The 26355-nt window shown below is 70.5% G+C and carries 19 protein-coding genes; 8 read left to right on the top strand and 11 right to left on the bottom strand.

Translation table 11 applies throughout. The features are described from left to right. Positions 1-1512, top strand: a 1512-nt coding sequence (locus AB0M47_RS32325; RefSeq protein ID WP_363420790.1) for an ATP-binding cassette domain-containing protein, incomplete at its 5' end; no start/stop codon positions are given. On the opposite strand, the gene AB0M47_RS32320 is transcribed toward AB0M47_RS32325, so the two are convergent. Next, a complete protein-coding gene (locus AB0M47_RS32320; protein WP_363420788.1) occupies positions 1502-4858 on the bottom strand; it encodes a S8 family serine peptidase in 3357 nt (1118 codons plus the stop codon). The two genes, AB0M47_RS32325 and AB0M47_RS32320, sit on opposite strands and share 11 nt — an antisense overlap. A 354-nt stretch (positions 4859-5212) precedes the next feature. On the opposite strand from AB0M47_RS32320, the gene AB0M47_RS32315 reads away from it, so the two are divergent. Continuing rightward, complete coding sequence (locus tag AB0M47_RS32315) at positions 5213-6700, top strand: GH1 family beta-glucosidase (protein WP_363420786.1); 1488 nt, start codon at positions 5213-5215, stop codon at positions 6698-6700. 27 nt (positions 6701-6727) lie between these two features. Here the strand turns inward: AB0M47_RS32315 and AB0M47_RS32310 are convergent, their stop codons facing one another. From AB0M47_RS32310 to AB0M47_RS32295, 4 genes are read right to left on the bottom strand one after another with little or no spacing between them, the layout of a single operon-like run. Next, entirely contained in the window at positions 6728-7315 is a 588-nt protein-coding gene (locus AB0M47_RS32310; protein WP_363420785.1) for an ATP/GTP-binding protein, read from the bottom strand. Then, entirely contained in the window at positions 7296-7664 is a 369-nt protein-coding gene (locus AB0M47_RS32305; protein WP_363420784.1) for a DUF742 domain-containing protein, read from the bottom strand. The genes AB0M47_RS32310 and AB0M47_RS32305 overlap by 20 nt, the downstream gene beginning before the upstream one ends. Further along, positions 7661-8062 carry a roadblock/LC7 domain-containing protein gene (locus AB0M47_RS32300; protein WP_253752253.1) on the bottom strand — a complete coding sequence of 134 codons (402 nt, stop codon included), beginning with the start codon at positions 8060-8062 and terminating at the stop codon, positions 7661-7663. The genes AB0M47_RS32305 and AB0M47_RS32300 overlap by 4 nt, the downstream gene beginning before the upstream one ends. Further along, the gene (locus AB0M47_RS32295; RefSeq protein WP_363420781.1) at positions 8059-10491 is read right to left on the bottom strand and encodes a nitrate- and nitrite sensing domain-containing protein; all 2433 of its coding nucleotides are present in this window, start codon (positions 10489-10491) and stop codon (positions 8059-8061) included. Before AB0M47_RS32295 ends, AB0M47_RS32300 begins: the two co-directional genes overlap by 4 nt. 145 nt (positions 10492-10636) lie before the next feature. Here AB0M47_RS32295 and AB0M47_RS32290 point away from each other — a divergent pair, with 145 nt between their 5' ends. Then, positions 10637-11476 (top strand): hypothetical protein, encoded by an 840-nt coding sequence (locus AB0M47_RS32290; protein WP_363420779.1) that lies wholly within the window; start codon positions 10637-10639, stop codon positions 11474-11476. Here the strand turns inward: AB0M47_RS32290 and AB0M47_RS32285 are convergent. Beyond that, positions 11451-11882: an SsgA family sporulation/cell division regulator gene (locus AB0M47_RS32285; protein WP_184843436.1), complete on the bottom strand. Its 432-nt coding sequence runs from the start codon at positions 11880-11882 to the stop codon at positions 11451-11453. The genes AB0M47_RS32290 and AB0M47_RS32285 overlap by 26 nt on opposite strands. A 261-nt stretch (positions 11883-12143) precedes the next feature. Between AB0M47_RS32285 and AB0M47_RS32280 the strand changes: the two genes are divergently transcribed. After that, positions 12144-12593: a TIGR02611 family protein gene (locus AB0M47_RS32280; protein WP_363420778.1), complete on the top strand. Its 450-nt coding sequence runs from the start codon at positions 12144-12146 to the stop codon at positions 12591-12593. A 36-nt stretch (positions 12594-12629) separates the two neighbouring features. Here AB0M47_RS32280 and AB0M47_RS32275 read toward each other — a convergent pair whose 3' ends face one another. From AB0M47_RS32275 to AB0M47_RS32260, 4 genes are read right to left on the bottom strand one after another with little or no spacing between them, the layout of a single operon-like run. Then, positions 12630-14879, bottom strand: coding sequence for an ATP-dependent RecD-like DNA helicase (locus AB0M47_RS32275; protein ID WP_363420776.1), 2250 nt, complete (start codon positions 14877-14879; stop codon positions 12630-12632). Positions 14880-14909: 30 nt separating this feature from the next. After that, positions 14910-16433, bottom strand: a complete 1524-nt coding sequence (locus AB0M47_RS32270) for a glycosyltransferase family 39 protein (RefSeq protein WP_363420774.1) — start codon at positions 16431-16433, stop codon at positions 14910-14912. A gap of 40 nt (positions 16434-16473) precedes the next feature. Beyond that, positions 16474-16842 carry a VOC family protein gene (locus tag AB0M47_RS32265; RefSeq protein WP_253752268.1) on the bottom strand — a complete coding sequence of 123 codons (369 nt, stop codon included), beginning with the start codon at positions 16840-16842 and terminating at the stop codon, positions 16474-16476. A gap of 37 nt (positions 16843-16879) precedes the next feature. Beyond that, positions 16880-17488: a GNAT family protein gene (locus AB0M47_RS32260; RefSeq protein WP_363420771.1), complete on the bottom strand. Its 609-nt coding sequence runs from the start codon at positions 17486-17488 to the stop codon at positions 16880-16882. Between the two features lie 148 nt (positions 17489-17636). Between AB0M47_RS32260 and AB0M47_RS32255 the strand changes: the two genes are divergently transcribed. Then, positions 17637-20285 (top strand): glucosidase, encoded by a 2649-nt coding sequence (locus tag AB0M47_RS32255; protein ID WP_363420769.1) that lies wholly within the window; start codon positions 17637-17639, stop codon positions 20283-20285. A 132-nt stretch (positions 20286-20417) separates the two neighbouring features. Here the strand turns inward: AB0M47_RS32255 and AB0M47_RS32250 are convergent, their stop codons facing one another. Continuing rightward, on the bottom strand, positions 20418-20975 hold the full coding sequence (locus tag AB0M47_RS32250) for a hypothetical protein (protein WP_363420767.1): 558 nt from the start codon (positions 20973-20975) through the stop codon (positions 20418-20420). Between the two features lie 100 nt (positions 20976-21075). Here AB0M47_RS32250 and AB0M47_RS32245 point away from each other — a divergent pair, with 100 nt between their 5' ends. The 3 genes from AB0M47_RS32245 (at position 21076) to glgB (ending at position 26310) form a co-directional block, all read left to right on the top strand. Beyond that, on the top strand, positions 21076-22908 hold the full coding sequence (locus AB0M47_RS32245; RefSeq protein ID WP_363420765.1) for an amylo-alpha-1,6-glucosidase: 1833 nt from the start codon (positions 21076-21078) through the stop codon (positions 22906-22908). 331 nt (positions 22909-23239) lie between these two features. Next, positions 23240-24484, top strand: a complete 1245-nt coding sequence (locus tag AB0M47_RS32240) for a glycosyltransferase family 4 protein (protein WP_363420792.1) — start codon at positions 23240-23242, stop codon at positions 24482-24484. After that, positions 24481-26310, top strand: coding sequence for a 1,4-alpha-glucan branching protein GlgB (gene glgB, locus AB0M47_RS32235; RefSeq protein ID WP_363420763.1), 1830 nt, complete (start codon positions 24481-24483; stop codon positions 26308-26310). The genes AB0M47_RS32240 and glgB overlap by 4 nt, the downstream gene beginning before the upstream one ends. Positions 26311-26355: the final 45 nt, after the last annotated feature.

Here is a 26355-nt window from a genome sequence, read left to right as displayed (position 1 = left end):
GGAGGAATCGCCGTGAGCCCAGTCATTCGCGCCGACGACTTGTTCTGCCTGCATCGCGTACCCGGCAACGGATTCGTCGCGGCGTTGCGCGGGCTGACCCTGGAATTGGCCCCCGGTGAGCGCCTGCTCGTGCACGGCCCGAACGGCTCCGGCAAGACGACGCTGCTGCGGGTGCTGGCGGGCGAGGTCGCGCCCAGCGCGGGCACGGTCACGGTCGGCGGCGTCGATCTCGTGGGCGCGCCGCAGGCTGAGACCGCGCGGCTGCGGTCTCGCGTACTCGGGCTGGTGGATCAGCAGAAGACGCTCATCCCCGAGCTGTCCGTTGTAGACAACATCGCGCTGCAGAGCCGGGTGGGGACGCGGAAGGTCGACAAGCCCCGCGACACCGCGCTCAAGCTCCTCGCCACCTTGGGGCTCACGGACCTGGCGCACCGATCGCCGGGCTCGCTGTCGGGCGGCGAGGCTCAGCGCGTCGCCGTCTGCGCCGCGGTGGCCCACTCCCCGACCCTCGTGCTCGCCGACGAGCCGACCGGCGAACTCGACCGGGCCTCGGCCGACGCGATCTACGATCTGCTCGTCGCGGCCACGGCCGCCGTCGGCGCGTCGCTGCTCGTGGTCAGCCACGACGTCCGCGCGGCGCGGATCGCCGATCGGGTGGTCCGGATCCGCGACGGGCGGCTGTCCGAGGAGTGGCGTCCCGGTCAGCCGGAGGACCTGGTCGTCGACGACCGCGGCTGGGTGCGGCTTCCGCTCGCCCTTCATCGGGTACGCCCAGAGCAGCGACCGGACGGGCTGCTGCTTCGTCCGTCCACTCCGGTCGAGCAGACGCGACCGGAGACGGTGACCGTCGCACCGCACCCACCCGGCGACGTCGTCGCCGCGCTGTCGGAGGTGGCGTTGGCCCGGGACGACCGGGCGATCCTGACCGGACTCTCGTTCCAGGTACGCGCGAGCGCCTGGACCATCCTCAAGGGACGCTCGGGTTCCGGGAAGACGACGTTGCTGCGGCTGCTGGCCGGGTTGGAACGGCCGGACTCGGGCCGGGTCGTCGTCCAGGGCACGGATCTGTCCACTCTCGACCGCACCGAGCTGGCCCGGTTCCGGCGTACCTGGCTGGGCGTCGCCGGACAGCGCGCGGCGCTCGTCGAGACGCTGGACGCCGTGGCCAACCTCCACGTCGCCCGGGAGGCCCGCGGGCTGCCGGAGAATCCGGAGCTGATCGGGCAGCTGATCGCCCGGCTCGGGCTGACCGGCGTACGCCACCGGCCGGTGGAGACGCTGTCGGGCGGGGAACGCCAGCGGGTCGCCGTGGCGCGGGCGCTGGCCGCCGAGCCGTCGATCGCCGTGTTCGACGAGCCGACCTCGCAGCAGGATGAGGCACACGCCGAACTGGTGGCGGCGACCCTGCGGGCGGCGGCGCGGGCCGGGGCGGCGATCGTCGTCGCCACCCACGACCCGCTCCTCCTTCAGGCCGCTACGTCCTCGGTCGCTTCTGCACGACCTACTTCTTGACCTGGTACGCCCCGATGATCGTCTGCTCGACGACCACCCCGGACGCGTCGCTGCCCTGGGCGCGCAGCGAGATCGTGCTGCCCGCCTTCTGCGGCAGGAACGCGTACCAGGCGGGGCCGGCCTGGACGACCAGCACCGAGTGCCAGGTCTTGCCGCCGTCGGTGGAGTAGTCCACCTTCAGCTTGCGCAGCGGCGCCGCCCCGGATTCCGGCTGCGCCGCCACGGTGATCGGCACCATCGCGATCGGCGCAGGCGAGGCCAGCCCGGTGGCGGCGTCGATGTCCGGGGCGAAGCTCACCGAGGTGACCGGCAGGCGGGCGAACCCGGCCAGCGGATCGTCGCCGACCTCGACGTGCTTCGACCGGAACGACCAGCTCGCCGTGACCTTCGTGGAGAACCGGCTGTCCCGGGTGACCTCGGTGACCACCTTGTAGTTCGCCGCTTCCGGCGGCACCTCGACGTCGAGGTAGGGATCGGTGGACTCGGCGATCTTCACCCCGTTGCGATAGAGCGTCGACTTCGCCGACGCGTACGCCGAGAAGCCCGCGTGCCCAGCCCCGTCGCTGAAGGTCGGCGAGTCGAGGATCAGCTCGTCGCCAGACCGGACCAGGTATTGGAAGGGATACTGGGCCGTGCCGAACGCCGGCCCGAACACCGGCGCGTTCCACGACTCGGCCGTGGCGCGGCCCGGCTTGAGGACACGCCGCGGACCCGTCAGATAGGCCCACTTGCCGCCCTCCGGATCCGACCAGTCCTGTTCCTGGTACTCGTCCTGCCAGGCGGCGTCACCGTTGAAGTACAGGGTCCGCTGGAACGGCGTCTGGAAGGAGACGCCCATCGACCAGCCGCCCCCGAGCGGATCGTTCACCGGTGTCGGATGGCTGAAGACCACCGACTCCAGTCCGGGCGCGTTCTGGTGGTAGGTGGCCTTGACCGTGGCGAGATCCCGCTTGGCCAGTTGCTTGTCGAGGCCGGTCGGGAAACTCTTCGGGAAGTACCAGGCCAGGTTGTACATGCTGGGCGCGTTGAACAGCGTCCCGTCGGGCCCCGGCGTCGCCCAGCCCGAGGTGACCGAGCTGGACAGGCCCTCCACCGGCGATGGGCCGATCAGCCCGCTGTAGAGCTTGCCGAGGCCTTCGTCCCCGAGCAGCCCGAAGCCGGCCGCGCTGCCGTTCGGGAAGGTGTACTCGGCGTCCAGGATGGTGGCGACGTTGATCGCGGCCGGATCGGGCACCTTGGTCCGCACCGGCTGAGCCGTACGCATGTCGAGGACGGCCGTGCCGGTGGCGGCCACGACGAGCTTCGGCTGGATCAGCATGGTGGTCGACCGCTCGTCGAGGTCGTCCAGCCAGCTGTTGACGAAGTACTCGCCCTTGGGCAGCCGGAGCGTCTCGGACCCGCCGCCGAAGAGCACGTATTCACTGACGCCACCGCTGTTGAGGATCGTCAGGTGGGTGTCGTTCGGCGTACCGTCGCGCGAGATGTGCTCGAAGGTGATGTCGTAGCTTTCCACCTCCTTCTCCACGCCGTAGGGGACGCTGACGCTCACCCCGGGCGCGGTGCCGACGAGCTGGCCGCTGTAGAAGCCGTCCGCGACGTCGGCGCGGGTGTCGGCGGTGAGGGCGACCGATGCCGAACCGCCGGCGGGGACCGTCACGGCCGGCGCGCTGAGCGAGAACAGCGAGCCCGGGTCGCCGGCCCCCGTGGTGCGCAGGGCCAGGTTCAGCGTGACGTCGGCCGTCCCGCTGTTGTGGTAGGTGACCGTCTTGGCCACCGGGGTGTCGTCGCCGTGCGGCCACGCGGCCAACCCGAAGCTGACGGACGGCGACTCGGCCGTGATCGTCTGCCCGATCGCCCGAGCCACATCAACCCGGCCCGCGCCCTGACCGAAGGCGGCAATCCCGTCCAGCGGCTTGGCTGAGCCCATCAAAGCCGCCTTCAACTGCGCGGGTGTCCACTGCGGATGCTCCTGCACCAGCAATGCCGCCGAACCCACCGTGTGGGGAGTCGCCATCGACGTGCCCGACAGCGTCGCATAAGGCTCACCCGGCGTGCACAGGAAACCCACCGAGCTGCACGCGGCCACGATGTCCACGCCCGGCGCGGAGATCTCCGGCTTGACCGCTGCGTCGCCCACTCGCGGGCCCCGGCTGGAGAACTCCGCCAGCTCGTCGGTCTTCGACGTCGCGGCCACCGCGAGGGCGGAGTCTGCGCTGGCCGGCGAGCCGACCGTCCGGTCGCCGAACTCGCCGTCGTTGCCCGCCGCGATCACGAACAACGTCCCGTACTGCGCGGTCAGGTCGTTGACCGCCTGCTCCAGCGGATCGATGTCAGGGGTGTCCGGACCGCCCAGGCTCATGTTGACCACGTCGGCGCCCTGTTCGGCCGCCCACTGCATGCCTGCCAGGATCCACGACTCGGCGCAGCCGGCGTCGACGCAGATCTTGCCGTTGAGCAGCTGTGCGTCCGGGGCGACACCCTTGTACTTGCCACCCGACGCCGCGCCGCTGCCCGCGATCGTCGACGCGACATGCGTACCGTGCCCGACATGGTCACGGTCGTCCTCGTCGGGGTAGTCGGCCGCAGTGAAGTTCTGGCGCGCGATCACCTTCCCCGCGAGATCCGGGTGGGTCTCGTCGATGCCGGTGTCGAGGACGGCCACCTTCACCCCCGCTCCGGTGTAGCCGGCCTGCCAGGCCGTGGGCGCCCCGATCAACGGAACGCTGACGTCCAGCGTCGGCTTGCGTACGCCATCGAGCCAGATCTTCGCCGTGGCCAGCGGCTGAGCCGCGAGCCGCGAGTCGGAGCCCGTCAGGCCCTTCCACAGGGTGCCGAGTTTTCCCTTGTCGGCCCGCCCGGCCGAGCCGTGCACCGCCTTGAGCGAGCGGGTCAGCTTCAGACCGGTGTCGGCCGGCGGCGCGGACTTGGCCGTCACGATCAGCGGCAGATCGGCCCGGCGATCGTCGTAACCGAACTGGATCAACGCGGTGACGTCGAACAACCGCGAGTCCACCCGGCCCGCCGCCAGCAACGGCCGCGCATCGGACGGAATGACGTGCAGATGACCTTTCGACTGGTAACTCGCGAACGTGATGTGATCGCGGCCGTTCCCTCGGATCACGCTGATGCGCCCGGAGTCGGCGACGCGCAGGACGTCGCCCGTGATCAGCGTGACGGTGTGAGCCCGGCCCGGAAGCGTGGCACGGATGCCCCCGTTGGTCGTGGCGGTCGGGTTTGCGTTGACCGGTCCGGACGGCGCCGCCCCGGCGGGTACCCCGCCGACCAGCACCGCCAGCGCGAAGGCGGCCGCCAGAACGCGGCTTCCTTCTCGTCGGTGTCGAAGCATGACCTCCCCTATCCGTGTAATGGCATCCATGAGTTCATGGATGCCTGCACTCCGGAAGACGCCACTAAAGGAGATCGCGTTGCACCGGAAACGGGCCAATTTCGCCTGCGCCCTAGTCGATCCGCGTTACGGGCAAGTGCCTGAAATATTCAAATGTGGTTGCGGGTCTTCCGGAGGAAGAGTCATCCGAGATACAGTCCTTCGCAATAGCGTGGGAACGCTCCCACGGCCGGCGGCAAAGACTGGATCGCAGCGCAACACTGCGACCCGGTCGCAGATAAGGCGACGCCCGGCCGAACGTGGGAGCGTTCCCACATACACTACGTCCAAGGTCCATAACTGAAGGAGTCGACCATGCCGGTGCTCACCCGCCGGAGGCTGCTGGAAGGGGCCGCGGCGTCGGCCTACAGCGCGGCGGTCACCACGGCCCGCACGACCGGCGCGGCGGCAGCCGCGGCGGCTGTAGGCACAACCGTGGCCGCCTGCGACGACAGCCCCGGGCAGCCCATCCCCGAACCCACCCTCGGGCTGAGCTTCCCCACGGGATTCGTGTGGGGCGCCGCGACGTCGGCGTACCAGATCGAGGGTGCCGCCGCGGAGGACGGCCGCACGCCGTCCGTGTGGGACACGTTCAGCCACACGCCCGGCAAGGTCCGCAACGGCGACACCGGCGACGTGGCCGCCGACCACTATCACCGGTTCGCGGCCGACCTCGACCTGATGAAGTCCGTCGGGCTGTCCTCCTACCGGTTCTCCATCTCGTGGCCGCGGGTGATCCGCGACGGGAAGGGCCCGATCAACCAGCAGGGCCTGGACTTCTACAAGCGACTCGTCGACGGGCTGCACGAGCGCGGCATCACCCCGATGGCGACTCTCTACCACTGGGACACCCCGCAGGCGCTGCAGGACGCGGGCGGCTGGGAGAACCGCGACACCGCCTACCGTTTCGCCGAGTACGCCGCCGCCGTGACCGAGGCGCTCGGCGAGTCGGTGCCGACCTGGCTGACGCTCAACGAGCCGAAGACGGTCGTGCAGAACGGTTACCTCAACGGCGGCCACGCCCCGGGCTTCCGCGACCCGTCGAAGGCGTACGTGGTGGCGCACCACCTGATGCTCGCGCACGGCCTGGCGGTGGAGGCCGCGCGCCCGCACATCGGCGGTGGCCGGATCGGCCCGGCGCTGAACCTGCACCCGTGCTACCCGGCTGACGAGAGCCCGGAGGCAGCCGAGCAGACGCACCTGATGGACGGCTACGAGAACCGGCTCTACCTCGACCCGGTGTTCCGGGGCGAGTACCCCCGGGACACGCTCGAGTCGATCGCCGAGTTCAGCCCGATGGCGAAGTACATCAAGGACGGCGACCTGAAGATCATCTCGGCGCCGATCGACGTGCTGGCCGTGCAGTACTACACGCCGATCTACGTGACGGCCACCGGCGGCACCGTCCAGAAGCACCCGCTGACCGAGGCGTTCTGGCAGCAGATCTACCCCCGCGGCCTGACCGACATCCTGGTCCGCGTCAAGAAGGACTACGGCGACGTGCCGCTGACCATCACCGAGAACGGCCTGCCCACGCCGGACCAGCTCGGCGACGACGGCAAGGTCGACGACGCCGGCCGGATCGCCTTCCTGCGCGACCACTTCGCCGCCGCGCACGCCGCCATCGCCCAGGGCGTACGCCTGGAGAGCTACCACGTGTGGTCCTTCATGGACAACTTCGAGTGGCAGGAGGGCTACGAGCAGCGCTGGGGCCTGATCTACGTGGACTACCCCACGCAGCGGCGGATTCCTAAGCGCAGCGCGTTGTGGTACTCCGACGTGATCCACGCCAACAAGGTCTGATCCGCCGGTTCGGCCCGGGAGCCTCGGTCACTTGGTGGCCGAGGCTCCTCCCGTACGCAGGATGTATTCCAGCAGCGTGATCAGCACTTCCTTGACCGACTCCCGTTCCCGGGCGTCGCAGAGCACCACCGGGACGTGCTGCTCCAGGTCCAGCGCCGTACGCACCTGGGTCGAGGTGTGCGTACGCACCCCGTCGAAGCAGTTGACCGCCACCATGAACGGCGTGCCCCGCCGCTCGAAGTAGTCGATGACGTTGAAGCTGTCGGCCAGCCGCCGGGTGTCGGCCATGACGACCGCGCCGAGGCTGCCCGAGGCCAGCTCGTCCCACAGGAACATGAACCGGTCCTGGCCGGGCGTGCCGAACAGGTAGAGCACCAGATGCGGGGCGATGGTGATGCGGCCGAAGTCCATCGCCACCGTCGTGGTCCGCTTGGTCTCCACCCCGTTGATGTCGTCCGTCTCCTCCCCCGCGCTGGTCAGCACCTCCTCCGTCCGCAGCGGGCTGATCTCGCTGACCGAGGACACCAGCGTCGTCTTGCCGACCCCGAAGCCGCCCGCGATGAGGATCTTCAGCGCCTGCGGCACCGCCGTCCGCTCAGATCGTCCGGAGGCCATGGATCACCGCCTGGAGCAGCTGTTCGGTCGGACCGTCGGGAGTGGACGGGGGATCGTAGCGTTCGATGAGGCCCTCGGCGTGCAGGTCGGCCAGCAGGACCCGGACCACGCCGAGCGGGAGGTCGACGATCGCCGCCACCTCCACCACCGCGCACGGCCGCTCGGCGGCGGCGAGGATGGCCCGCTGCTCCGGAGTCTGGCCCTGAGCCGGGTCGTCGACGGTCGCCACGACGTGGGCGATGAGGTCGAAGCCGGCCGGGTCGACCCGGCCGCCGGTGATCGCGTAGGGACGGACGACCGGACCGGCCTCTTCGTCGAGCCAGTCGGACTCCCAGTCCTCCGCGTTCACCGCGCTCCAGTCGCCAGGTGCTCGCCCACCCGGGTGACCATCAGTTCGGCCTCGTACGCCAGCAGCCCGAGATCGGTGTCGGCGCCGGTCAGCACGGCCAGGCAGGTGCGGTGGCCGGCGTCCGAGATGAGCAGGTACGCCGTGTCGAACTCCACCACGGTGGACCGGACGGCGCCGCCCTCGAACCGGCGCCCCGCGCCCCGGGCCAGGCTGGCCAGGCCGGCGGCGGCCGCTGCCAGGTGATCCGCCTCGTCCGCGTCGAACTTCGCGTCGCGGCCGAGCACCAGACCGTCGACCGACAGCAGGACCGCGTGCCGCGCGGCGGGCACCTTGCCCACGAGGTCGTCGAGCAACCACCCGAGTCCGGTCGGCGCGGCGGTGTCGCTGGTGGACGTCATGGCTGGGTCTCCCCCTCGTCGCGCGCGGGCTGATCGCCCTCGACCGGACCGGTCTCCGGTTTCTTCGCCGCCGGGCTCGGCTGTGCCGCCGACGGACCATTATCACCCTTGTGGACGGTCGTGGAACTGTCGGTTTCCCCACCGACCGCAGCCGGCCGCTCCGCGACCGGGTCCGCCTTCTCGACCGGCTGCGTCTTCTCGACCGGCTGCGTCTTCTCGACCGGCTGCGTCTTCTCGGTCACCGGGTCGAGGGACGCCCGGCCGGACGCGGTGCCCCGCTGGAACGCCGCCAGGTTGGCCCGCACCCGCTGGGGCGTACGCTCGCTGACCGGACTGGCCGCCTCCGCCGCGGGCGACGTGGGCGGGTCGGGCGGCGCCTGGCGCGACCGGCGCGGCAGTCCGCCGACGTCGATCCCCCCGGCGGTCTGCACGACCGGTTCCGGGCGGGCCGACACCTCGGCCTGCGCCGGCATCTTCACCCCGGCCGGGCGCCTGGGCAGGTCGGTCGTCACGGGCGCGGGCTTGGTGGCCGGCTTCGGGACGGTCGCGATCAGCGACTGCGGAATCAGCGCCTCGGCACACACGCCGCCCTGCTCCGACCGGGTCAGCTCCACGGCGATCCCGTGCCGGGCGGCCAGCCGCGCCACCACCATCAGGCCCAGCCGGGCGCTGTCGGCCGGGTCGAAGTCCGGCGGGACGGCCAGCCGGGCGTTCGCCTCCTGCAGCGCCTCCTCCGTCATGCCCAGGCCCCGGTCGGCGACCCGGACCAGCAGACCGTCGGACCGGCTCTCGGCGCTGACGTTCACCCGGGTCTGCGGCGGGGAGAACGACGTGCCGTTCTCGACCAGCTCGGCCAGCAGATGGATGATGTCGCCGACGGCCCGCCCGGCGATCGCGACGTCGGGGATCTTCTCGACGACGACCCGGACGTACTCCTCGATCTCGCTGACCGAGCCGCGGATGACGTCGACCGCCGCCACCGGGTGCCGCCAGCCCCGCCCCGGCGCTCCGCCGGCCAGGATCACCAGGTCCTCGGCGTGCCGCCGCATCCGGGTCGACAGGTGGTCGAGCCGGAACAGGTCTTCCAGTTCCTGCGGGTCGCGGGCGCGCCGCTCCATCCGGTCCAGCAGGCTCAGCTGCCGGTGCAGCAGGGTCTGGCTGCGCCGGGCGACGTTGAGGAAGACCTCGTTCAGCCCGTGCCGCAGCACCGCCTCGTCCACCGCCGAGCGCACCGCGGTCTGGCGTACCTCGGCGAAGGCCCGGCCGACCTCGCCGATCTCGTCGTGCCCGAAACTCAGCTCGGCCTCGGCCACCTCGACCCGTTCGCCCTTGCGAAGGCGGGCGACGACGGCGGGCAGTTCGACCTCGGCCAGGTCGGTGGCGGTGTCCCGCAGGCGCAGGAGCCGGCCCGCGACCGAGCGCGAGACCCGCAGGCCCACCCACAGCGCCAGCGCGACCGAGATCAAACCGGCCAGTCCGGTCGCCACGATCCGCGTGTACGCCGCCGACACCGCGGCCTCCGACCGCTCCGCGGGCGCGGCCGCCGCCTGCTCCTCGAACGAACGCAGCGCCTTGAGCACCGCGTTGGTCGCCGTACGCCAGTTGGCCGCGTTGATCGGCAGCGGGTTGTTCGGCTGGCCCCGGCTGAGGAAGGCCTCCTCCATCACCGCGAGCTGCACGAACGCGTCGCCGCGGACCATCTCCTGATAGCGGGCGCGGTCGGCGTCGGGCAGCTCTCCGACGGCGTCGGCGAACAGCTGGCGCTGAGCGCCGATGGCACCGGCGATCTGGGTGACGTCGTTCATCGTCGGCTTGCCCACCGCGAAGACCGCGCTGACCAGCGCGTCCTCCTGGGCGACCAGCTCCCGGGCCCGGCTGAGCCCGATGAGCGTCCGGGACAGTTGCGACAGCTGCGGGTCCTGCACCTCGGCCAGGGGCACGAACAACCGGTACGCCGAGTCGATGATCTTCGTGTACCCCGTCATCGCGGCGGCCCGCAGATCGGCGCTGCGCCCGGCGCCGCCCGCGTCCGCGGCGTTCCGGGCGGCCTGGAGGTGATCCAGCTCGGCGGTGAACTCGCTCAGCCGTCGCTTGATCAGGTCGTCGGCCCGATCGGTGACGTCCCCGCTCGCCGACTGCTGCCGGAAGTCGCGTACCGCGGTGTCGGTCGCGTCGCGCTGGGCCGTGATCTCGGCGGACGTGCCGGGCTGGGCCAGCTGGACGACGGTGAGCCGGCGCTCGGTCTGCAGTTCGGCGACGACCTGGGCGGCCGGTCCGCCGACGTGCCGGGCGAACAGGCCGGCGTCGGCCAGGTTCCGCGCCGGTCCGACGGTCAGCGCCGTGGCCAGCAGCCACAGCCCGAGCAGCGCCACCAGGGGGATGATGACCAGGGCCGCCATCTTCGCCCGGATCGACCGTCTCTTCAACACCTCAAGCCTCCGGCGGAGCAAATCAGCACGCCGGACATGGCATCACAGGTGGGCCCGCTTGTCCACTACGTCCGTCTTCAATAGACAGTCAAGCCCGGCCGGGCGGAGGATGCCGCGATTGCGGGCTTACCGGCAGAATGCCGCCGTGGACAACCTGATCGGCATCCTCTCCGCCATCGTCTCCGTCGTCGGCGCCATCGTCGCCGGCGTCATGACCAGCTGGTCCAGCCGCAAGGCGAGCGCGTTCGACGCCAAGCTGGAACGGGAGCGGCACGAGGAGACCAAGGCCGAACAGGCCGAGAAGGTGCTCGGCCGCTATCGTGAGCCGCTGCTGCTGGCGGCCAACAGCCTCCAGTCGCGCCTGTTCAACGCCGTACGCGACGAGTACCTGCCGGTCTACCTGCGGTGCGGCGACAAGGAGCAGGAGGACTACGCCCGGCAGTTCACGGTTTACACCCTGGCGGAGTACCTCTGCTGGGTGGAGATCATCCGGCGCGAGCTGCGCTTCCTCGACCTGGGCGGCGAGGAGCAGAACCGGGTGTTCACCAAGCGGCTGCTGGACGTGACGAACACGCTGTCCAGCCAGAAGTACGAGCAGCCGCACTACCGGCTGTTCCGCGGCCAGCAGCGGGCGATCGGCGAGTTGATGATGCAGCCGGGCGCCGACGGGCACCACGACTGCATCACCTACCCGGAATTCACCCGCCGGTTGGACGACGACCCGCGGTTCCGCTCCTGGTTCGAGCGGCTGCTCCGCGAGGTCGACGACATCGCCGACCAGAGCGAGGCCGGCAACGCCCGGGTCATCGACACGCAGCGGTCGCTGATCGACCTCATCGACTTCCTCGACCCGGACAAGACCCGGCTCGGCGCGGACCACCGGGAGAAGTACGTGGAGGCGACACCTTCCCCTGCGCCGCCTCGCACGTCACCCGCCGGTTCGTCACACTCCGTGACGGTCAGCGCCCAGCCAGCAGCCGGTTGACCGCCGCGTCGACGTCCAGGTGCTCGGTCTCCCGGCCCCTCGGCACGACGACATAGGTACGCCGCAGGAAGCGTACGAGCACGCTCCGCGGCACTTCGAACAGGGCGTTCCCGTCGGGTGACGAGAGCGCCAGCGCGACGAAGTCGCCGCGCGGCGTGGCCCACGGCCAGACGCGTACGTCGCCGATCCCCGCCGGCTCGTCGAGGCCGGTCACTAAGAGTTCGCGAGCGAACGACCAGCTGACCGCCTCCCCTCCGGCGGACTCGGCATGGAAGATCACTTGGACCGCGTACGGGTCAGCCGGGTCATAGCGCAGGCTGGCGCGTACTGGTAGCGCTGTCGCGTCCGGCGCGACGAGCCGCAGCGAGGTCTCGACCTCGACGGTCGTTGGTCGGATGGCACTCATGTCGTACTCCCCCCGGCACCGCTGCGAGGCTGGTCTCGCCCCGCCTTCCCATACTCAGGCGCACTCCGGCAATTACGCTCCGTCATACGATGATCTCACCCAGTAGTGGGAAGACAGGCAGAAACCCGGCCCAATGGGGGCCGGATTTCGTTAAAATCCGCAGCTCGCTGCGGGGTGCCTGTCGGCGCCAGGTGCATTCAACGTCGACTCACCTCCGTAACGTGCGCACCACTTGTAAGGTGACGGGCGAGGAGCACCGCCATGCCTGTCGAGTCACCCAGAAAGACCGCCACACGCGATATGAGTACGCCCGATGACCCCACGGGAGGGTCGAAACCGGACAGTCCCGGTGGGATCAAAGGAAAAATAGCGGCAATTCGGGCACATCCCACGGGGAGTGTCGCCTTTCGGACCGGCATCGCCATTCTCGGCGGCCTGATCGTCGTCCTTGGACTCGCCCTGGTTCCATTGCCCGGACCCGGCTGGCTCATCGTCTTCTTCGGCGTGAGCATCTGGGCCATCGAGTTCGTCTGGGCCCGCCATCTGCTCCAGTACGGCCGGCGCAAGCTCGGCGCGTGGACCGCCTGGGTCAGCCTCCAGCCGTGGCCGGTCAAGGCGCTCATCGGCGCGGTCGGCCTGGTCTTCGTGTCCTTCGTGGTCTGGCTGACGCTCAAGCTCAGCTTCGGCGTCGACCTGCTGAGCTACCTCTAGCGCCTGGCACTGCGGCGCTGTCTCCAGCGCACCGCATCACGGCGTGAGCCGGTGGTCCAGCGCGGTCCACCGGCGGCCCGCGCCCAGGGTGCGTACGGCGACGCCGAGCGCCTTGAACGAGCCGACCAGCACCACGAGCTTCTTCGCCCGGGTGACGGCGGTGTAGAGCAGGTTGCGCTGCAGCATCATCCACGCGCCCGTGGTCAACGGCACCACCACCGCCGGATACTCGCTGCCCTGCGAGCGATGGATCGTCACGGCGTACGCGTGCGCCAGCTCGTCCAGCTCGTCGAAGGCGTACTCGATCTCCTCGTCCTCGTCGGTGCGCACGGTCAGCTTGTGCTCCTCCACCGACAGTCCGGTCACGACACCCAGCGTCCCGTTGAACACCCCGGCGACGCCCTTGTCGTAGTTGTTGCGGATCTGCGTGACCTTGTCACCGACCCGGAACACCCGCCCGCCGAACCGCTTCTCCGGCGCGCTTTCCCGGCCCGGCGTGAGCGCCTCCTGCAGCAGGGCGTTGAGGTTGCCGGCGCCGGCCGCGCCCCGGTGCATCGGGGCGAGCACCTGCACGTCCCGCCGGGGGTCGAGGCCGAACTTCCGGGGGATGCGCTTGCTCACCAGGTCGACGACGAGCTGCGCGGTGGCCTCGGCGGTCTGCGCCGGCTCCTCGTCCTCACGCTGGTCGCGGGCGAAGAAGAAGAAATCGCCGAAGCCCCGCAGCTGCGGCGGCTCGCCGTTGTTGATGCGGTGGGCGTTCACCACCACGCCGGACTCCTGAGCCTGCCGGAAGATCCGCGTCAGGCGTACGCGGGGAACGGTGTCGGCGTTGAGCAGATCTCGCAGGACTTCGCCCGCGCCGACCGAGGGCAGCTGGTCGACGTCGCCGACGAACAACAGATGCGCCCCCGGCGCGACGGCCTTCACGAGCTTGTTGGCGAGCAGCAGATCCAGCATGGAGGCCTCGTCCACGACGACCAGATCGGCGTCGAGCGGGTTCTCCCGGTCGTAGGTGGCGTCGCCGCCGGGCTTGAGCTGGAGCAGCCGGTGCACCGTGGTCGCCTCGTGGCCGGTCAGCTCGGCCAGCCGTTTCGCGGCCCGCCCGGTCGGCGCGGCCAGCACGATCTTCGCGCGCTTGGCGCGGGCGAGTTCGACGACCGAGCGGACGGTGAAGCTCTTGCCGCACCCGGGGCCACCGGTAAGGACCGCGACCTTCTCGGTCAGCGCGAGGCGGACCGCCTGCTCCTGCTCGGCGGCCAGCTCGTGCCCGGTGACGGTACGCAGCCAGGCCAGCGCCTTCACCCAGTCCACATCGGCGAACCGAGACATCCGGTCGCGACTGGTGTTCAGCAACCCGAGCAAGGTGTTGGCCAGCGACGTCTCCGCCCGATGGAACGGCACCAGGTACACGGCCGGGATGGTGGCCGGGCCGTCGGCCGAGGCCGGACCCGGAACCTGCTCCCGGACGACGCCCTCGGTCGCCACGAGGTCTTCGAGGCACTCGGTGACCAGTGCCGCCGGCACCTCCAGGATCTTCACCGCGTCGCCCACGAGGTTAGGCTGCGGCAGGAAGCAGTGCCCGGCGTCGGCCGCCTCGTTCAGCGTGTACTGCAAGCCCGCCTTGACCCGCTCGGGGCTGTCCCGGGGGATGCCGACCGCCTGCGCGATGGTGTCGGCCGTCTTGAAGCCGATCCCCCACACGTCGGCGGCCAGCCGGTACGGCTCGTTCTTCACCACCGAGATCGCCGAGTCGGTGTACTGCTTGTAGATGCGTACGGCCAGCGAGGTGGACACGCCGACGCCCTGGAGGAACAGCATGACCTCCTTGATGGCCTTCTGCTCGTCCCAGGCGGCGGCGATCATCTTGGTCCGCTTCGGGCCGAGCTTGGGCACCTCGACCAGCCGCGCCGGCTCCTCCTCGATGACGCGCAGGGTGTCCGCGCCGAAGTGGCCGACGATCTTCTCCGCCAGCCGTGGCCCGATGCCCTTGATGAGCCCGGAGCCAAGGTACCGCTCGATGCCCTTGATGGTGGCGGGCAGCACCGTGGCGTAGGACCAGACCTCGAACTGCTTGCCGTATCTCGGATGCGAGGTCCAACGGCCGGTCAGCCGCAGACTCTCCCCCGGCTGCGCGCCCAGCAGCGGGCCGACGACCGTCAGCAGATCGGTGGCACTCCGATCAGTCGCCACGCGGGCGATCGTGTAGCCGGTCTCCTCGTTGGCGTACGTGATCCGTTCGAGGACGGCCTCCAGCACCGCGCCCTTCGGGGGAGACTCCTGCAGCACGGATGCAACCTAACAGGTGGGTCTCACAGGTCAGAGGTGCCGCAGCTCCGGCCACAGCTCAGCCCACGTACGCCGCGGCCCCCGGCAGATCCAGACGTCCGCGCCCTGCTCGTCGTTGTCGAGGTGCACGCCGTTGTCGAAGGTCGCCGCGTGGACCACGTCGGCGCACTCGCGACGCAGATCGGCCTCCTCGAAGCCCTCCCCGACGACGAGCACCGGACCCGGTCCCTCCGGCGGCGGCCCCCAGCGCCAGTACGCCAGGTGCCCGGAGTAGACCTGGGGCAGCCCGAGCGACGGTCCATAGTGGTCGAGCGCGCCCGCCTCGCCGTAGTTCCCGGCCACCAGCACGGCGGTCGCCCGCTCCGCCGCCGGCAGGCCCCGGTACACCGTCGCCACCTGGGCGGCGAAGTCCGGCCAGCCGACCGTCTCCCCGGCGTCGTAGTTCACCGCGGGCTGCACCGTCGCGTGCAGCATCGAGACCGGGTACACCGGCAGGCCCAGCGAGAGCGTGCTGAGCGCGGAGATCCCGGCCACCCAGCCGACGGTCCGACGACGATTCACGCTGTCGCCCAGCCAGCCGTCGAGCAGGATCGCGCCCGAGGCCAGCAGCGCCGGGTACGCCCCGGCCGGGTAGTACTCCCGCCCCCCGGTCGCCAGCACGAGCGCGACCACCACGAGGTACGCCCACCCCAGTGCCCGGAACCGGGCCGCCGCCGGGTCACGAAGCAGCCGCCACAGCCCGGTCGCCCAGACGATCGCCGCCGGTACGCCGAGCAGCAGCACCTGGAACGGGAGGAGCCCGGCCCGGCCGCCCCAGTCGGCGTCCGCCCGGATCACCGCCGTCATCTGGAGCTGCGGCCAGCCGTGACTGGCCTGCCACCAGAGGTTGGGCGCCCAGATGAGCAGCGCGATCAGCCCGCCCGCCCACAGCTGCCAGCGCCGGAACACCTCGCGAGGCCCGGCGATGAGCAGCCCGGCGACCAGCCCGGCAGCGTAGATCAGCGGCAGGTTCTTCAGCTGAAGACCGATCCCGGCAGTCACCCCGAGCAGGAGCAGGAGCCGGTCGTCGCGCGTACGCAGCCAGCGGGCGAGCAGCCAGGCCAGCACGCTCCAGACGAGGATGTCGAAGATCGTGGTGGACAGCAGGTGTCCCGAGATCACCACGGCCGGTGCGATCGCCGTCGCCAGCCCGGCCAGCGCCTGCGCCCGCCGGCTGCCCCCGAACTCGGCCGCGATCCGGCCGGTGACGAGCACGATCGCGCCGAGCGCCAGCGCGGACGGCAACCGCAGCAGCATCAACTCCAGCCAGTCCGGCCAGCTGCCGGCGACCAGCCCGGTGAACCCCGCCCACAACGGTGCCAGCGGAGGCTGGTCGTCGTAGCCGAACGCCGGATGCCGACCGGCCGCCAGGTAGTACAGCTCGTCGCGGTGGAAGCCGTACCGGCCGCTGAACGCGAACTCGACCAGCGCGGCGACGAGCGCGATCAGCCGGAGCGGGCGGTTGCCCCGCTCGGCGGGGGCGGCCTGGACAGTGTGGACGGTCGCGGCGGTCACGCGCCCCAGTCTGATCGATCCTCGCCGTTCGCCGCAGCCCCTACTTCTTCAGCTGGGTGAGGGCGATCTTGTGCCCGTCCGGGTCTTCGAGGAACGTCATCCAGAGGTCGCCGGAGTCGTCCCGGTGCACCACGTGCGGCTCGTCGAGGAACTCGACGCCCAGCGCCTGGAGCCGGGCGTACTCGGCGTCGAGGTCGGTGACCGAGTAGTAGTGCACGGTCCGGGTGCGGAACTCCGGGTTCTCCGGCACACCCAGATAGAGCCGGACGTCACCGCTGGCGAAGAACGCCATCGGCTGGCCGGGCACCACGAATTGCAGCGACATGCCGAGGACGTCCCGGTAGAACGCCACCGAGCGGTCGAGGTCGGTGACCGAGATGTGGATCTGAGCGACTGGTCCGAGCGCCATGAGAACGAGGCTATGCCCCGATGGGCCGATCGGCCGGTCAGCCGCGCGACGCTCGCGTCCGGGGCGGCGAGACCCGCCGGGTCAGCCACTCCGACTCGAGGATGGCGTACACCAGTTCGTCGGTCCACTCGCCCTTGACGTACTCGTTCTCGACGAAGTGCGCCTCCCGGCGCAGGCCCAGCCGTTCGAGCACCTTCGCCGAGGCCGTGTTGCGCGCGTCCAGCCGTCCGATCACCCGGTGCAGGCCCAGCCCGCCGTCCACCGGCAGGGTGAACGCCAGCCGCAGCAGCGCCGAGGTCGCCTCGGTCGCCAGGCCGTGCCCGGCGAACTCCCGGTTGAAGACGTAGCCGATCTCGCCGCCGCCGTCCTCGCGGCTCAGCCAGGTCAGCGTCACCCCGCCGACGACCCGCTCGACCTCCCGCCAGACCACGGCGAGGAAGAGGCGGTCGCCCACCTCGCGGATCTCCGAGGCGCCCATCTTGGCCTGCAGGTCCGCCCGGACCGCCGCCTCGTCCCGGGTCTCCCAGTAGAGATAGCGCGTGACCTCGGGGTCCGACTGGATCGCGTAGAGGTCGTCGAAGTCGTCCAGCGTGTAAGGGCGCAGAGTCAGCCGGGCGGTGTAGATCGGGTAGGACGGCTTGAGCACCCGCCGATGGTAGGTCGAGGCGGCTCCCAGCGGCCACCTCATTCGGCCATGGGTGAACACCGGCCGGCCGACGCCTCCTGTGAACTCCCTGCAAAATCTTTCCGGCAAAGGGCCCTCCGCTGTGCGTACAGCCGGGAAGATTCTCGTGATGGAGGATCACGCGAGCAGTGAGCGGCGACGGCTGGCGGCGGCCGAGGCCGGCGCCGAACCGTGGCGAGCGTGGGGCCCCTACCTGTCCGAGCGGGCGTGGGGCACGGTGCGCGAGGACTACAGCGAGCACGGCACCGCGTGGGACTACTTCCCGCACGATCACGCGCGGTCGCGGACCTACCGGTGGAGCGACGACGGCCTGGCCGGGTTCAGCGACGAGCACCAGATCTTCTGCTTCGCGCTCGCGCTCTGGAACGGCCGCGACCCGATCCTCAAGGAGCGGCTGTTCGGGCTGGCCGGGCCGGAGGGCAACCACGGCGAGGACGCCAAGGAGTACTGGTGGTACCTGGACTCCACGCCGACCCACTCGCTGATGCGCTGGCGGTACCACTATCCGCAGGCCGAGTTCCCCTACGCACAGCTGGTCGCGGTCAACCGGGAACGGAGCCGGGAGGAGACCGAGTTCGAACTGGTCGACACGGGGGTGTTCGATGAGGACCGCTACTGGGCCGTCGAGGTCGCCTACGCCAAGGCCGACCCGCACGACGTCTGCGTCGAGATCTCCGTGACCAATCGCGGGCCCGACCCGGCGACGCTGCACGTCCTGCCCACGCTGTGGTTTCGCAACACCTGGTCGTGGGGGCTGCCCAACCGCGACGCCAAGCCCGTCCTGCACGGCGATCCAGCAGGCGGCCGGCTCGTCGCCCGGCACCAGACGCTCGGCCAGCTCGTCCTGGAGGCCGGGCCGGGGCCGGACGGGACGCCGCCGCCCGCACTGGTCTGCGACAACGAGTCCAACGCCGAGCGGCTGTGGGGGCTCCGGGGCCGGTCGGCGTACCCCAAGGACGGGATCAACGACCATCTGGTGCACGGCGCCGCGACGGTGAACCCCGATCTGGTCGGCACGAAAGGCTCGCTGCACTACACCCTGGAGGTGGCCGGCGGCGCGTCCGTGACGCTGCGGCTGCGCCTCGCCCAGACCGCGCCGCCGCCCGCGATCGGCCCGCCGCCCGCCCTCGACCTGTCCTTTGACCAGGTGTTCGAGCAGCGGCAGGTGGAGGCGGACGCGTTCTTCGCCGAGCTGACGCCGGCCGGCGCCTCCGCCGACGAGGCCGCCGTCGTCCGGCAGGCCGTCGCCGGGCTGATGTGGGGCAAACAGTTCTACCACTTCGACGTGCAGCAATGGCTCAGCGGCGATCCGGCCTCGCCGCCGCTGTCGCCCTCGCGCCGCAAGGGCCGCAACGCCGCGTGGTGGCACATGAACAGCTTCGACGTCATCTCCATGCCCGATCCCTGGGAATACCCCTGGTACGCCGCCTGGGACCTCGCCTTCCACTGCGTGGCCATCGCGCACGTCGATCCGGGGTTCGCCAAGCAGCAGCTACTCCTGTTGCTCCGCGAGTGGTACCAGCACCCCAACGGGCAGATCCCGGCGTACGAGTGGGCATTCGGAGACGTGAACCCGCCCGTGCACGCCTGGGCCGCGCTGCGCGTCTTCGAGATCGACGGCGGCGACGACTTCGGCTTCCTCAGCCGGATCACGCACAAGCTGCTGCTCAACTTCACCTGGTGGGTCAACCGCAAGGACACCGACGGCAACAACGTCTTCGAAGGCGGCTTCCTCGGCCTCGACAACGTCGGCCCGTTCGACCGCTCGGCCGCGCTGCCCATCGCCGACGGCGTCCTCGAGCAGTCCGACGGCACCGGCTGGATGGCGATGTACGCCCTGAACATGCTGGAGATGTCGACCGTCCTCGCCCTGCACGACCGCACCTACGAAGACATCGCGACGAAGTTCTTCGAGCACTTCGCGTACATCGCCACGGCGGCCACCAAGCTGTGGGACGACGTCGACGGCTTCTTCTACGACTCCCTACGCGTGCCCGGCAAGGGGCGTATGCCGATGCGCTACCGCTCGGTGGCCGGGCTCATCCCGCTGTGCGCCACGACGACCGTCGGCACGGTGACCCTCGTCCGGCTGCCCGAGCTGGCCCAGCGCATCCGCTGGTTCCTCACCAACAAGCCCGAGTACGCCGACGTGGTCGGCTCGCGCCGGATCTCCGACGGCGGCCAGCAGCGCAGGCTCCTGGCGATGGTCGACCCGGAACGGCTACTCCGCGTGCTCCGGCGGATGCTGTCCGAGGAGGAGTTCCTGTCCCCGTACGGCATCCGCAGCCTGTCGAGACGCCACGACGACAAGCCGTTCACGGTGAACCTGGCCGGGCAGGACTTCACCGTCGGCTACGAACCCGCCGAATCGACGAGCGGCGTCTTCGGCGGCAACTCCAACTGGCGCGGCCCGGTCTGGATGCCGGTGAACTTCCTCCTCGTCGAAGCGCTCCGCGAGTACGCCCTGTTCTTCGGCGACGACCTGCGGGTCGAATACCCGGTGCGCTCCGGCGTGCAGCGTACGCTGACCGAAGTCGCCGACGATCTTGCCGACCGGCTGATCTCCCTCTTCCTCCGTGACGAACACGGCCGGCGGCCGATCTACGGCGCGAACGAGCTGTTCCAGACCCACCCCGACTGGAAGGACCGGCTCGCGTTCCCCGAGTACTTCCACGGGGACAACGGGGCGGGGCTGGGCGCTTGGCATCAGACGGGATGGACCGCGCTCGTCCTGAACCTCATCCTCCACCGCCGCTGACTCCCCCTCGCCGCGCCCTCCCCCCTCGCCGCGCCTCCCCTTTCGCCGCGCCTCCCCCTCCCCCGCCCTCGCCGCGTTGATCATGGAGTTAACTGCGGTCTCGACGGCGTGTCGAGGGTGGCAACACCATGATCAACGGCCCCCTTGATCAAGTGCACTGGGCCGACCACGGCAGCCTGGTTCGCTCTGCTCCGTGCGGAGCCGCATCTCGTACGGCGGGCGTACGCGACCGCCGTGGTCGTGCCCGTCATCCAGGGTGAACACGAGCTTGATGGTGGTGCCTGGCTTCACCCGCCCGACCGGATCGGGCAGAGTGCCGACGAATTTGTAGTCGTCGAAGGTCAAGTCGAAGGCGCCACGGAATGCGCTCCCCCCGTCGAAGGTGACAGTGACCCGCACATCGCCGAGGTAATCATCCTCATCGACTGCCCACAGCGTGATACGGAACGGCTCCGGCCGGCAGAAGTCGATTCCGACGCCGGTGGTGTCGATCTTGGACCACGTCGGGGCCGTGTTGTAGGTCGTCGCGACCGCCGGTGTCCAGGTTGACGACGGCATGGGTGACGCTGCGCTGGAAGACGTCGCTGGCGCGGTCGAGTAACCAGGCACGATCGGAGGCGCGGGGTGGGATGCCGGTTGGGGGTCGTAGCTGACGCACCCGGCTGACGAAGCGGCGGTCGCCAGCAACACGACGACTGTCTTCCACGCCTTCACGCGATGAGCGTAGGGCTCCGGAACAGTCCCCGTGGTCCCGCCTGTTCGCGGGGCGGGACGGCCGATAATCGGAGGCATGACGATCCGGTTCGGACCGCAGCTCTGCACCGACCTGTCGGCGGGCGCGCGACGGGAGTGGCTGGTCACCGACGGCCTCGGCGGGTACGCCATGGGCACGGTCAGCGGTCTGCGTACGCGGCGCTATCACGGGTTGCTGATCATGGCCGATCCCGAGCACGGGCCGGCCCGCCGATACCTCGGCCTGGCGAGCCTGGACGCGACGGTGACGCTGGAGTCGGGCCGGACCGTGCGGTTGGGCGTACACGAGTGGGCGGACGGGACGGTCGACCCGTGCGGTCATGAGCTGCTGACCAGCTTCGACCTCGCGGACGGCGTACCCCGGTGGCGGTGGCAGATCGGCTCGGTGGTGATCGAGCGCGAGATCGCCATGCGGCACGGGGAACCGTCGGTCGCGGTGGTGCACCGGCTGGTCAGCGGCGGCCCGGTCGAGCTGACCCTGGCGGTGCTCGGCACCTGGCGCGACGTCCACGGGGAACGGACCGCGCAGGGCCCGCCGCCCCAAGCGGAGACGACCGCCGACGGGGTGATCGTCGAGGGGGCGTATCGCGTACAGGGGGACGCGGAGTGGCGGGCGAAGGGCGAGTGGTGGTTCGGCGTACGCCATCGGGAGGAAGCCGAACGTGGCCTGACCCCGGTCGAGGATCTGTGGCACCTCGGGGAGTACTCCGGCCGCCTGGACCGACCCGGCCAGTCCATCGGGGTGACCGCTTCCGCCGAGGGCACTCGGGTCGAGCCCGCCGAGATGACTGTAGAGCGAGCGCGTGACCGGGGACGGAGGCTGGGCGACGACGGCAGGGCCGCCGACCAGTTCGTCATCCGTACGCCCACCGGGCCGGACGTCGTGGCGGGCTATCCGTGGTTCGGGGCCTGGGGTCGCGACACGATGATCTCCTACGAGGGGCTCTTCCTGACCACTGGCCGGGTCGAGGAAGGCCGCCAGCTGCTGCGGAACTACGCGGCCACGCTCAGCGAGGGCATGCTGGCGAACACGTGTGACACGGGGTCCCGGGAGTACAACACCGCCGACGCCACGCTGTGGTTCCTGCACGCGGTCGACCGGCACGCGCAGGTCGACCCGGATCTGGCCGAGGAGCTGCGGTCCCAGGTGCGGTCGGTGGTGGACCATCACACCTGGGGCACCCGGTACGCGATCAAGATGGACCCGGTCGACGGCCTGCTGAGCCAGGGCGCCGAGGGTGAGGCGTTGACCTGGATGGACGCCCGGGTCGGCGGGGTGCCGGTGACGCCGCGCGCGGGCAAGGCGGTCGACATCAACGCGCTGTGGGTCAACGGGCTGGCCGGGCTGGCCGAACGCTGGCCCGAGGACGGCTATCGGCAGTTGCACGACCGGGCCAGGCAGTCGTTCCAGAGGTTCGTCCGGCCGGACGGCCTGCTCCACGACGTGCTCGATCAACCCGAGCCGGGGGTCCGGCCGAATCAGCTCCTGGCCTGGTCGCTCCCCCACGCACCACTCACCCCGGCGGCTGATCCGCTCCGGCGGCTGACCGAACAGCTGCTCACCCCGATGGGCCTGCGCAGCCTGTCCCCGGCGGCCGACGGCTACCGGGGACGTCACCGGGGTACGCCGGCGGACCGAGACCGGGCGTACCACCAGGGAACGGTGTGGCCCTGGCTGCTCGGCCCACTCGCCGACGCCGTCAGCAAGACACAAGACACAGCCGTCATAAGCGACGGCATCCGGGCGCACAGGAGTGAATACGGCCTCGGCTCGGTGAGCGAGACGGCCGACGGCGACGCCCCGCACGGAGCGACCGGCTGCCCCTTCCAAGCCTGGTCGGTAGCGGAGACGACACGCGTGACAGAGTGACACGCCGGACGAAACGCCCTAGAAAGGCGAACGTTACATTCCGGAAACCTGAACTTCTCCGCCGGTAACGCACGATCGGCAAGGATAGAGGCACCCTGTCGAACCACTAGGCGCCTGGTCAGGTGCCTAGTGGCGTGTGTACGGGCGGCGGGGCGCGATCACCCTGGGGGCCGGTATGTCGCTTGTCATGGATCAACTCACCGCTGGGGCCGCCGGAGCCGCCGGCTCGGAGCGAGCCACCGGAGCCGGCGGCACGGGACGAGCCGCCGGAGTCGCCGGCTCGGAGCCGGCCACCAGAGAGGCAGGGCGGGCAAAGCCGCTTCGCATCCTGATGCTCTCCTGGGAGTACCCGCCACTGGTCGTCGGCGGCCTCGGCCGGCACGTTCACGCGCTCGCCACCTCGCTCGTCGCGGTCGGGCACGACGTCACCGTGGTGACCCGGCACGCGCCGGGCGCTCCGCTCGACGAGGTCGTCGAGGGCGTGCGCGTCGTCCGGGCACCGGAGGATCCGCCGCAGTTCCCGCTCGCCACCCCGTCGCTGCTGGCCTGGACGATGGCGTTCAACCACACGCTGACCCGGGCGGCGCTGCGCGCGACCGACGGCGGCGCGGCGTACGACGTGATCCACGCGCACGACTGGCTCGTCACCCACACGGCCGTGACGCTCAAGGAGCACCTCCGCGTCCCGCTGGTCGCGACGATCCACGCGACCGAGGCCGGCCGCCACCAGGGCTGGCTGCCGGACGAGATGAACAAGTGCATCCACTCCGTCGAGTGGTGGCTGACCCACGAGGCGAACCGGGTCCTCGTCTGCTCCGAGTACATGAAGTGGGAGGTCGGCAAGCTCTGGGAGCCGCCGCTCGACCGGGTGGAGGTCATCCCGAACGGCGTCGACGACCGCGCCTGGGCAGCGGCGCCGGAGGAGGTCGCGCAGGCGCGGGCTCGCCTCGGCGGCAAGGGCCCGCTCGTCGGGTTCGCCGGCCGGCTCGTCTACGAGAAGGGCGTACAGCACCTGGTCGGCGCGATCCCCCAGTTGCGCGCCGACCATCCCGGCCTCCGCGTCGTCATCTCCGGCGACGGCCCCTACCGCACCGAACTGCAGGACCAGGCGGCGAAACTGCGGCTCGGCGCCAGCGTCACCTTCACCGGCTTCCTCAGCTCCCGCGAACTGCCGGCGGTCCTCGGCGCCACCGACGCCACCGTGGTCCCCAGCCTCTACGAACCGTTCGGCATGGTCGCGCTGGAGGCGGCGGCCGCGGGCGCGCCGCTCGCCGTGGCGGCCACCGGCGGGCTGGCCGAGATCGTCGAGTCCGGCGTCAACGGCGTCACCTTCCCGCACAGCGATCCCGACGCGCTGGCGACCGCCGTCGGCAGCCTGCTGGCAGACCGGTGCGGCGCGCGCCGCATGGTGGAACACGGCAGACTCGTGCTCCGCGAACGCTACGCGTGGCACGGCATCGCCTCGCGCACCGCGGCGGCGTACCGGCGGGCGGGCACGGCCGGCACCGTCGGGGTCAAGGTCGGGACCCTCCCCCAGCTCTCGGTTCCCTCCGGCATCAATCTGTTGTACGCATGACGCAGCCGACCGATCTCGATCTGTTCCTGTTCGCCCAGGGCCGCCACGAGCGATTGTGGACCGTCCTCGGTGCACACGAGGTGGACACCGGCGGCTGCCGCTTCGCGGTGTGGGCGCCACAGGCCCGGGAAGTCCGGGTCGTCGGCGACTTCACCGGCTGGGGCGCTGCCGACGGCGTACCCCTGCAGCTGGCGGGACCCAGTGGCGTCTGGAGTGGAGCCGCAGACCTAGCTAGGCGCGGGCAGCGATACAAGTATCGAATCCTCGGCGCGGACGGGGTGTGGCGCGACAAGGCCGACCCGATGGCAAGCCGGGCCCAGACGCCGCCGGACACCGCGTCGGAGATCTGGACCAGCGAGTATCAGTGGGGCGACGACGCGTGGATGAAGGACCGCCCGGGTGAGCATCACCGGCGGCCGATGAGCGTGTACGAGGTCCACCTGGGATCGTGGCGGCCCGGGCTGTCCTATCGGGAGCTGGCCGACGAGCTGACCGAGCACGTCGCGGATCTGGGGTTCACCCACGTCGAGTTCCTGCCCACTATGGCCCATCCGTACGGCCCGAGCTGGGGTTATCAGGTCACCGGCTACTACGCGCCGGACGCCCGCCTCGGTACGCCCGACGACTTCCGCCATCTGATCGACCGCCTGCATCAGGCCGGGATCGGCGTGCTCCTGGACTGGGTGCCCGCACATTTCCCGAAGGACGACTGGGCGCTGGCCCGGTTCGACGGCACTGCGCTCTACGAGCATCCCGATCCGCGACGCGGCGAGCATCCGGACTGGGGCAGTCTCGTGTTCGACTATGGACGGCCGGAGGTCCGCAACTTCCTCATCGCCAACGCCCGCTACTGGTGCGATGAGTACCATGTGGACGGACTTCGAGTGGACGCCGTCGCATCGTTGCTCTATCTGGACTATTCCCGCGGGCCGGGCGAGTGGACGCCGAACATCCACGGCGGCAACACGCACCTGGAGGCGGTCGACTTCCTCCGCGACCTCAACGCCGCCGTGTACGCCGACCATCCGGGCGTCGTGATGATCGCCGAGGAGTCGACGGCGTGGCCGGCGGTGTCCCGGCCGGTCGACTGGGGCGGCCTGGGCTTCGGTCTCAAATGGAACATGGGCTGGATGCACGACACGCTGTCCTATGTCGAGCAGGATCCACTGTGGCGGCACGAACGGCACGATCAGCTCACCCTGCCCGGCCTGTACGCCTTCGACGAGCAGTTCCTGCTGCCGCTGAGCCACGACGAGGTGGTCCACGGCAAACGGTCCTTGGTGGGCAAGCTGCCCGGAGACCGGTGGCAGCGCGTCGCCGGACTACGCGGGCTGCTGGCCTACATGTGGGCGTTCCCCGGCAAGAAGCTCGTCTTCATGGGCGCGGAGCTGGCCGTCGAACACGAGTGGAGCGAGGCCTGGGGGCTCGACTGGGCGGTCCGGTCGGATCCGCTCGTCGGCGGTGTCCATTCCCTGTTCCGCGACCTCAACTCGCTCTACCGTACGCACCCGGCACTGTGGGAACTGGACACCTCGCCGGACGGCTGGCAATGGCTGCACTCCGATCCAGCGTCCAATGTGGTCGCGTTCGCTCGCCGGTCGCACGACGGCATGCCGGTGGTGTGTGTGGCGAACTTCGCCGGAGTGCCGCACACGGCGTACCGGGTGCCGCTGCCCGCCCCGGGCACGTGGCGCGAGGTGCTCAACACCGACGCCACGTGCTACGGGGGTTCGGGGGCGGGCAACCTGGGTTCCGCCGTCGCCGACGCGACCGGGTGGGCCTCGCTGACGCTCGGCCCCCACACCACCCTCTACCTCACCCCCTAACCCCCCACCCACCCCCTAACCCCCCACCCACCCCCTCCCCCCTCC

It is taken from the genome of Hamadaea sp. NPDC051192 (assembly GCF_040682475.1).
In the GTDB taxonomy this organism is placed as follows: Bacteria; Actinomycetota; Actinomycetes; order Mycobacteriales; family Micromonosporaceae; genus Hamadaea; species Hamadaea flava.
The sequence above is the reverse complement of the archived record's forward strand: the minus strand, read 5'-3'. Positions and strand labels throughout refer to the sequence as shown.

Excerpts from the sequence above, each read along its gene's own strand:
- AB0M47_RS32315 (WP_363420786.1), top strand. The coding sequence starts at position 5,213 with ATGCCGGTGCTCACCCGCCGGAGGCTGCTGGAAGGGGCCGCGGCGTCG.
- AB0M47_RS32245 (WP_363420765.1), top strand. The coding sequence starts at position 21,076 with ATGACGATCCGGTTCGGACCGCAGCTCTGCACCGACCTGTCGGCGGGC.
- AB0M47_RS32240 (WP_363420792.1), top strand. The coding sequence starts at position 23,240 with ATGCTCTCCTGGGAGTACCCGCCACTGGTCGTCGGCGGCCTCGGCCGG.
- AB0M47_RS32265 (WP_253752268.1), bottom strand. The coding sequence starts at position 16,842 with ATGGCGCTCGGACCAGTCGCTCAGATCCACATCTCGGTCACCGACCTC.
- AB0M47_RS32300 (WP_253752253.1), bottom strand. The coding sequence starts at position 8,062 with ATGACGTCCACCAGCGACACCGCCGCGCCGACCGGACTCGGGTGGTTG.
- AB0M47_RS32310 (WP_363420785.1), bottom strand. The coding sequence starts at position 7,315 with ATGGCCTCCGGACGATCTGAGCGGACGGCGGTGCCGCAGGCGCTGAAG.
- AB0M47_RS32320 (WP_363420788.1), bottom strand. The coding sequence starts at position 4,858 with ATGCTTCGACACCGACGAGAAGGAAGCCGCGTTCTGGCGGCCGCCTTC.
- AB0M47_RS32255 (WP_363420769.1), top strand. The coding sequence starts at position 17,637 with ATGGAGGATCACGCGAGCAGTGAGCGGCGACGGCTGGCGGCGGCCGAG.
- AB0M47_RS32280 (WP_363420778.1), top strand. The coding sequence starts at position 12,144 with ATGCCTGTCGAGTCACCCAGAAAGACCGCCACACGCGATATGAGTACG.
- AB0M47_RS32285 (WP_184843436.1), bottom strand. The coding sequence starts at position 11,882 with ATGAGTGCCATCCGACCAACGACCGTCGAGGTCGAGACCTCGCTGCGG.
- glgB (WP_363420763.1), top strand. The coding sequence starts at position 24,481 with ATGACGCAGCCGACCGATCTCGATCTGTTCCTGTTCGCCCAGGGCCGC.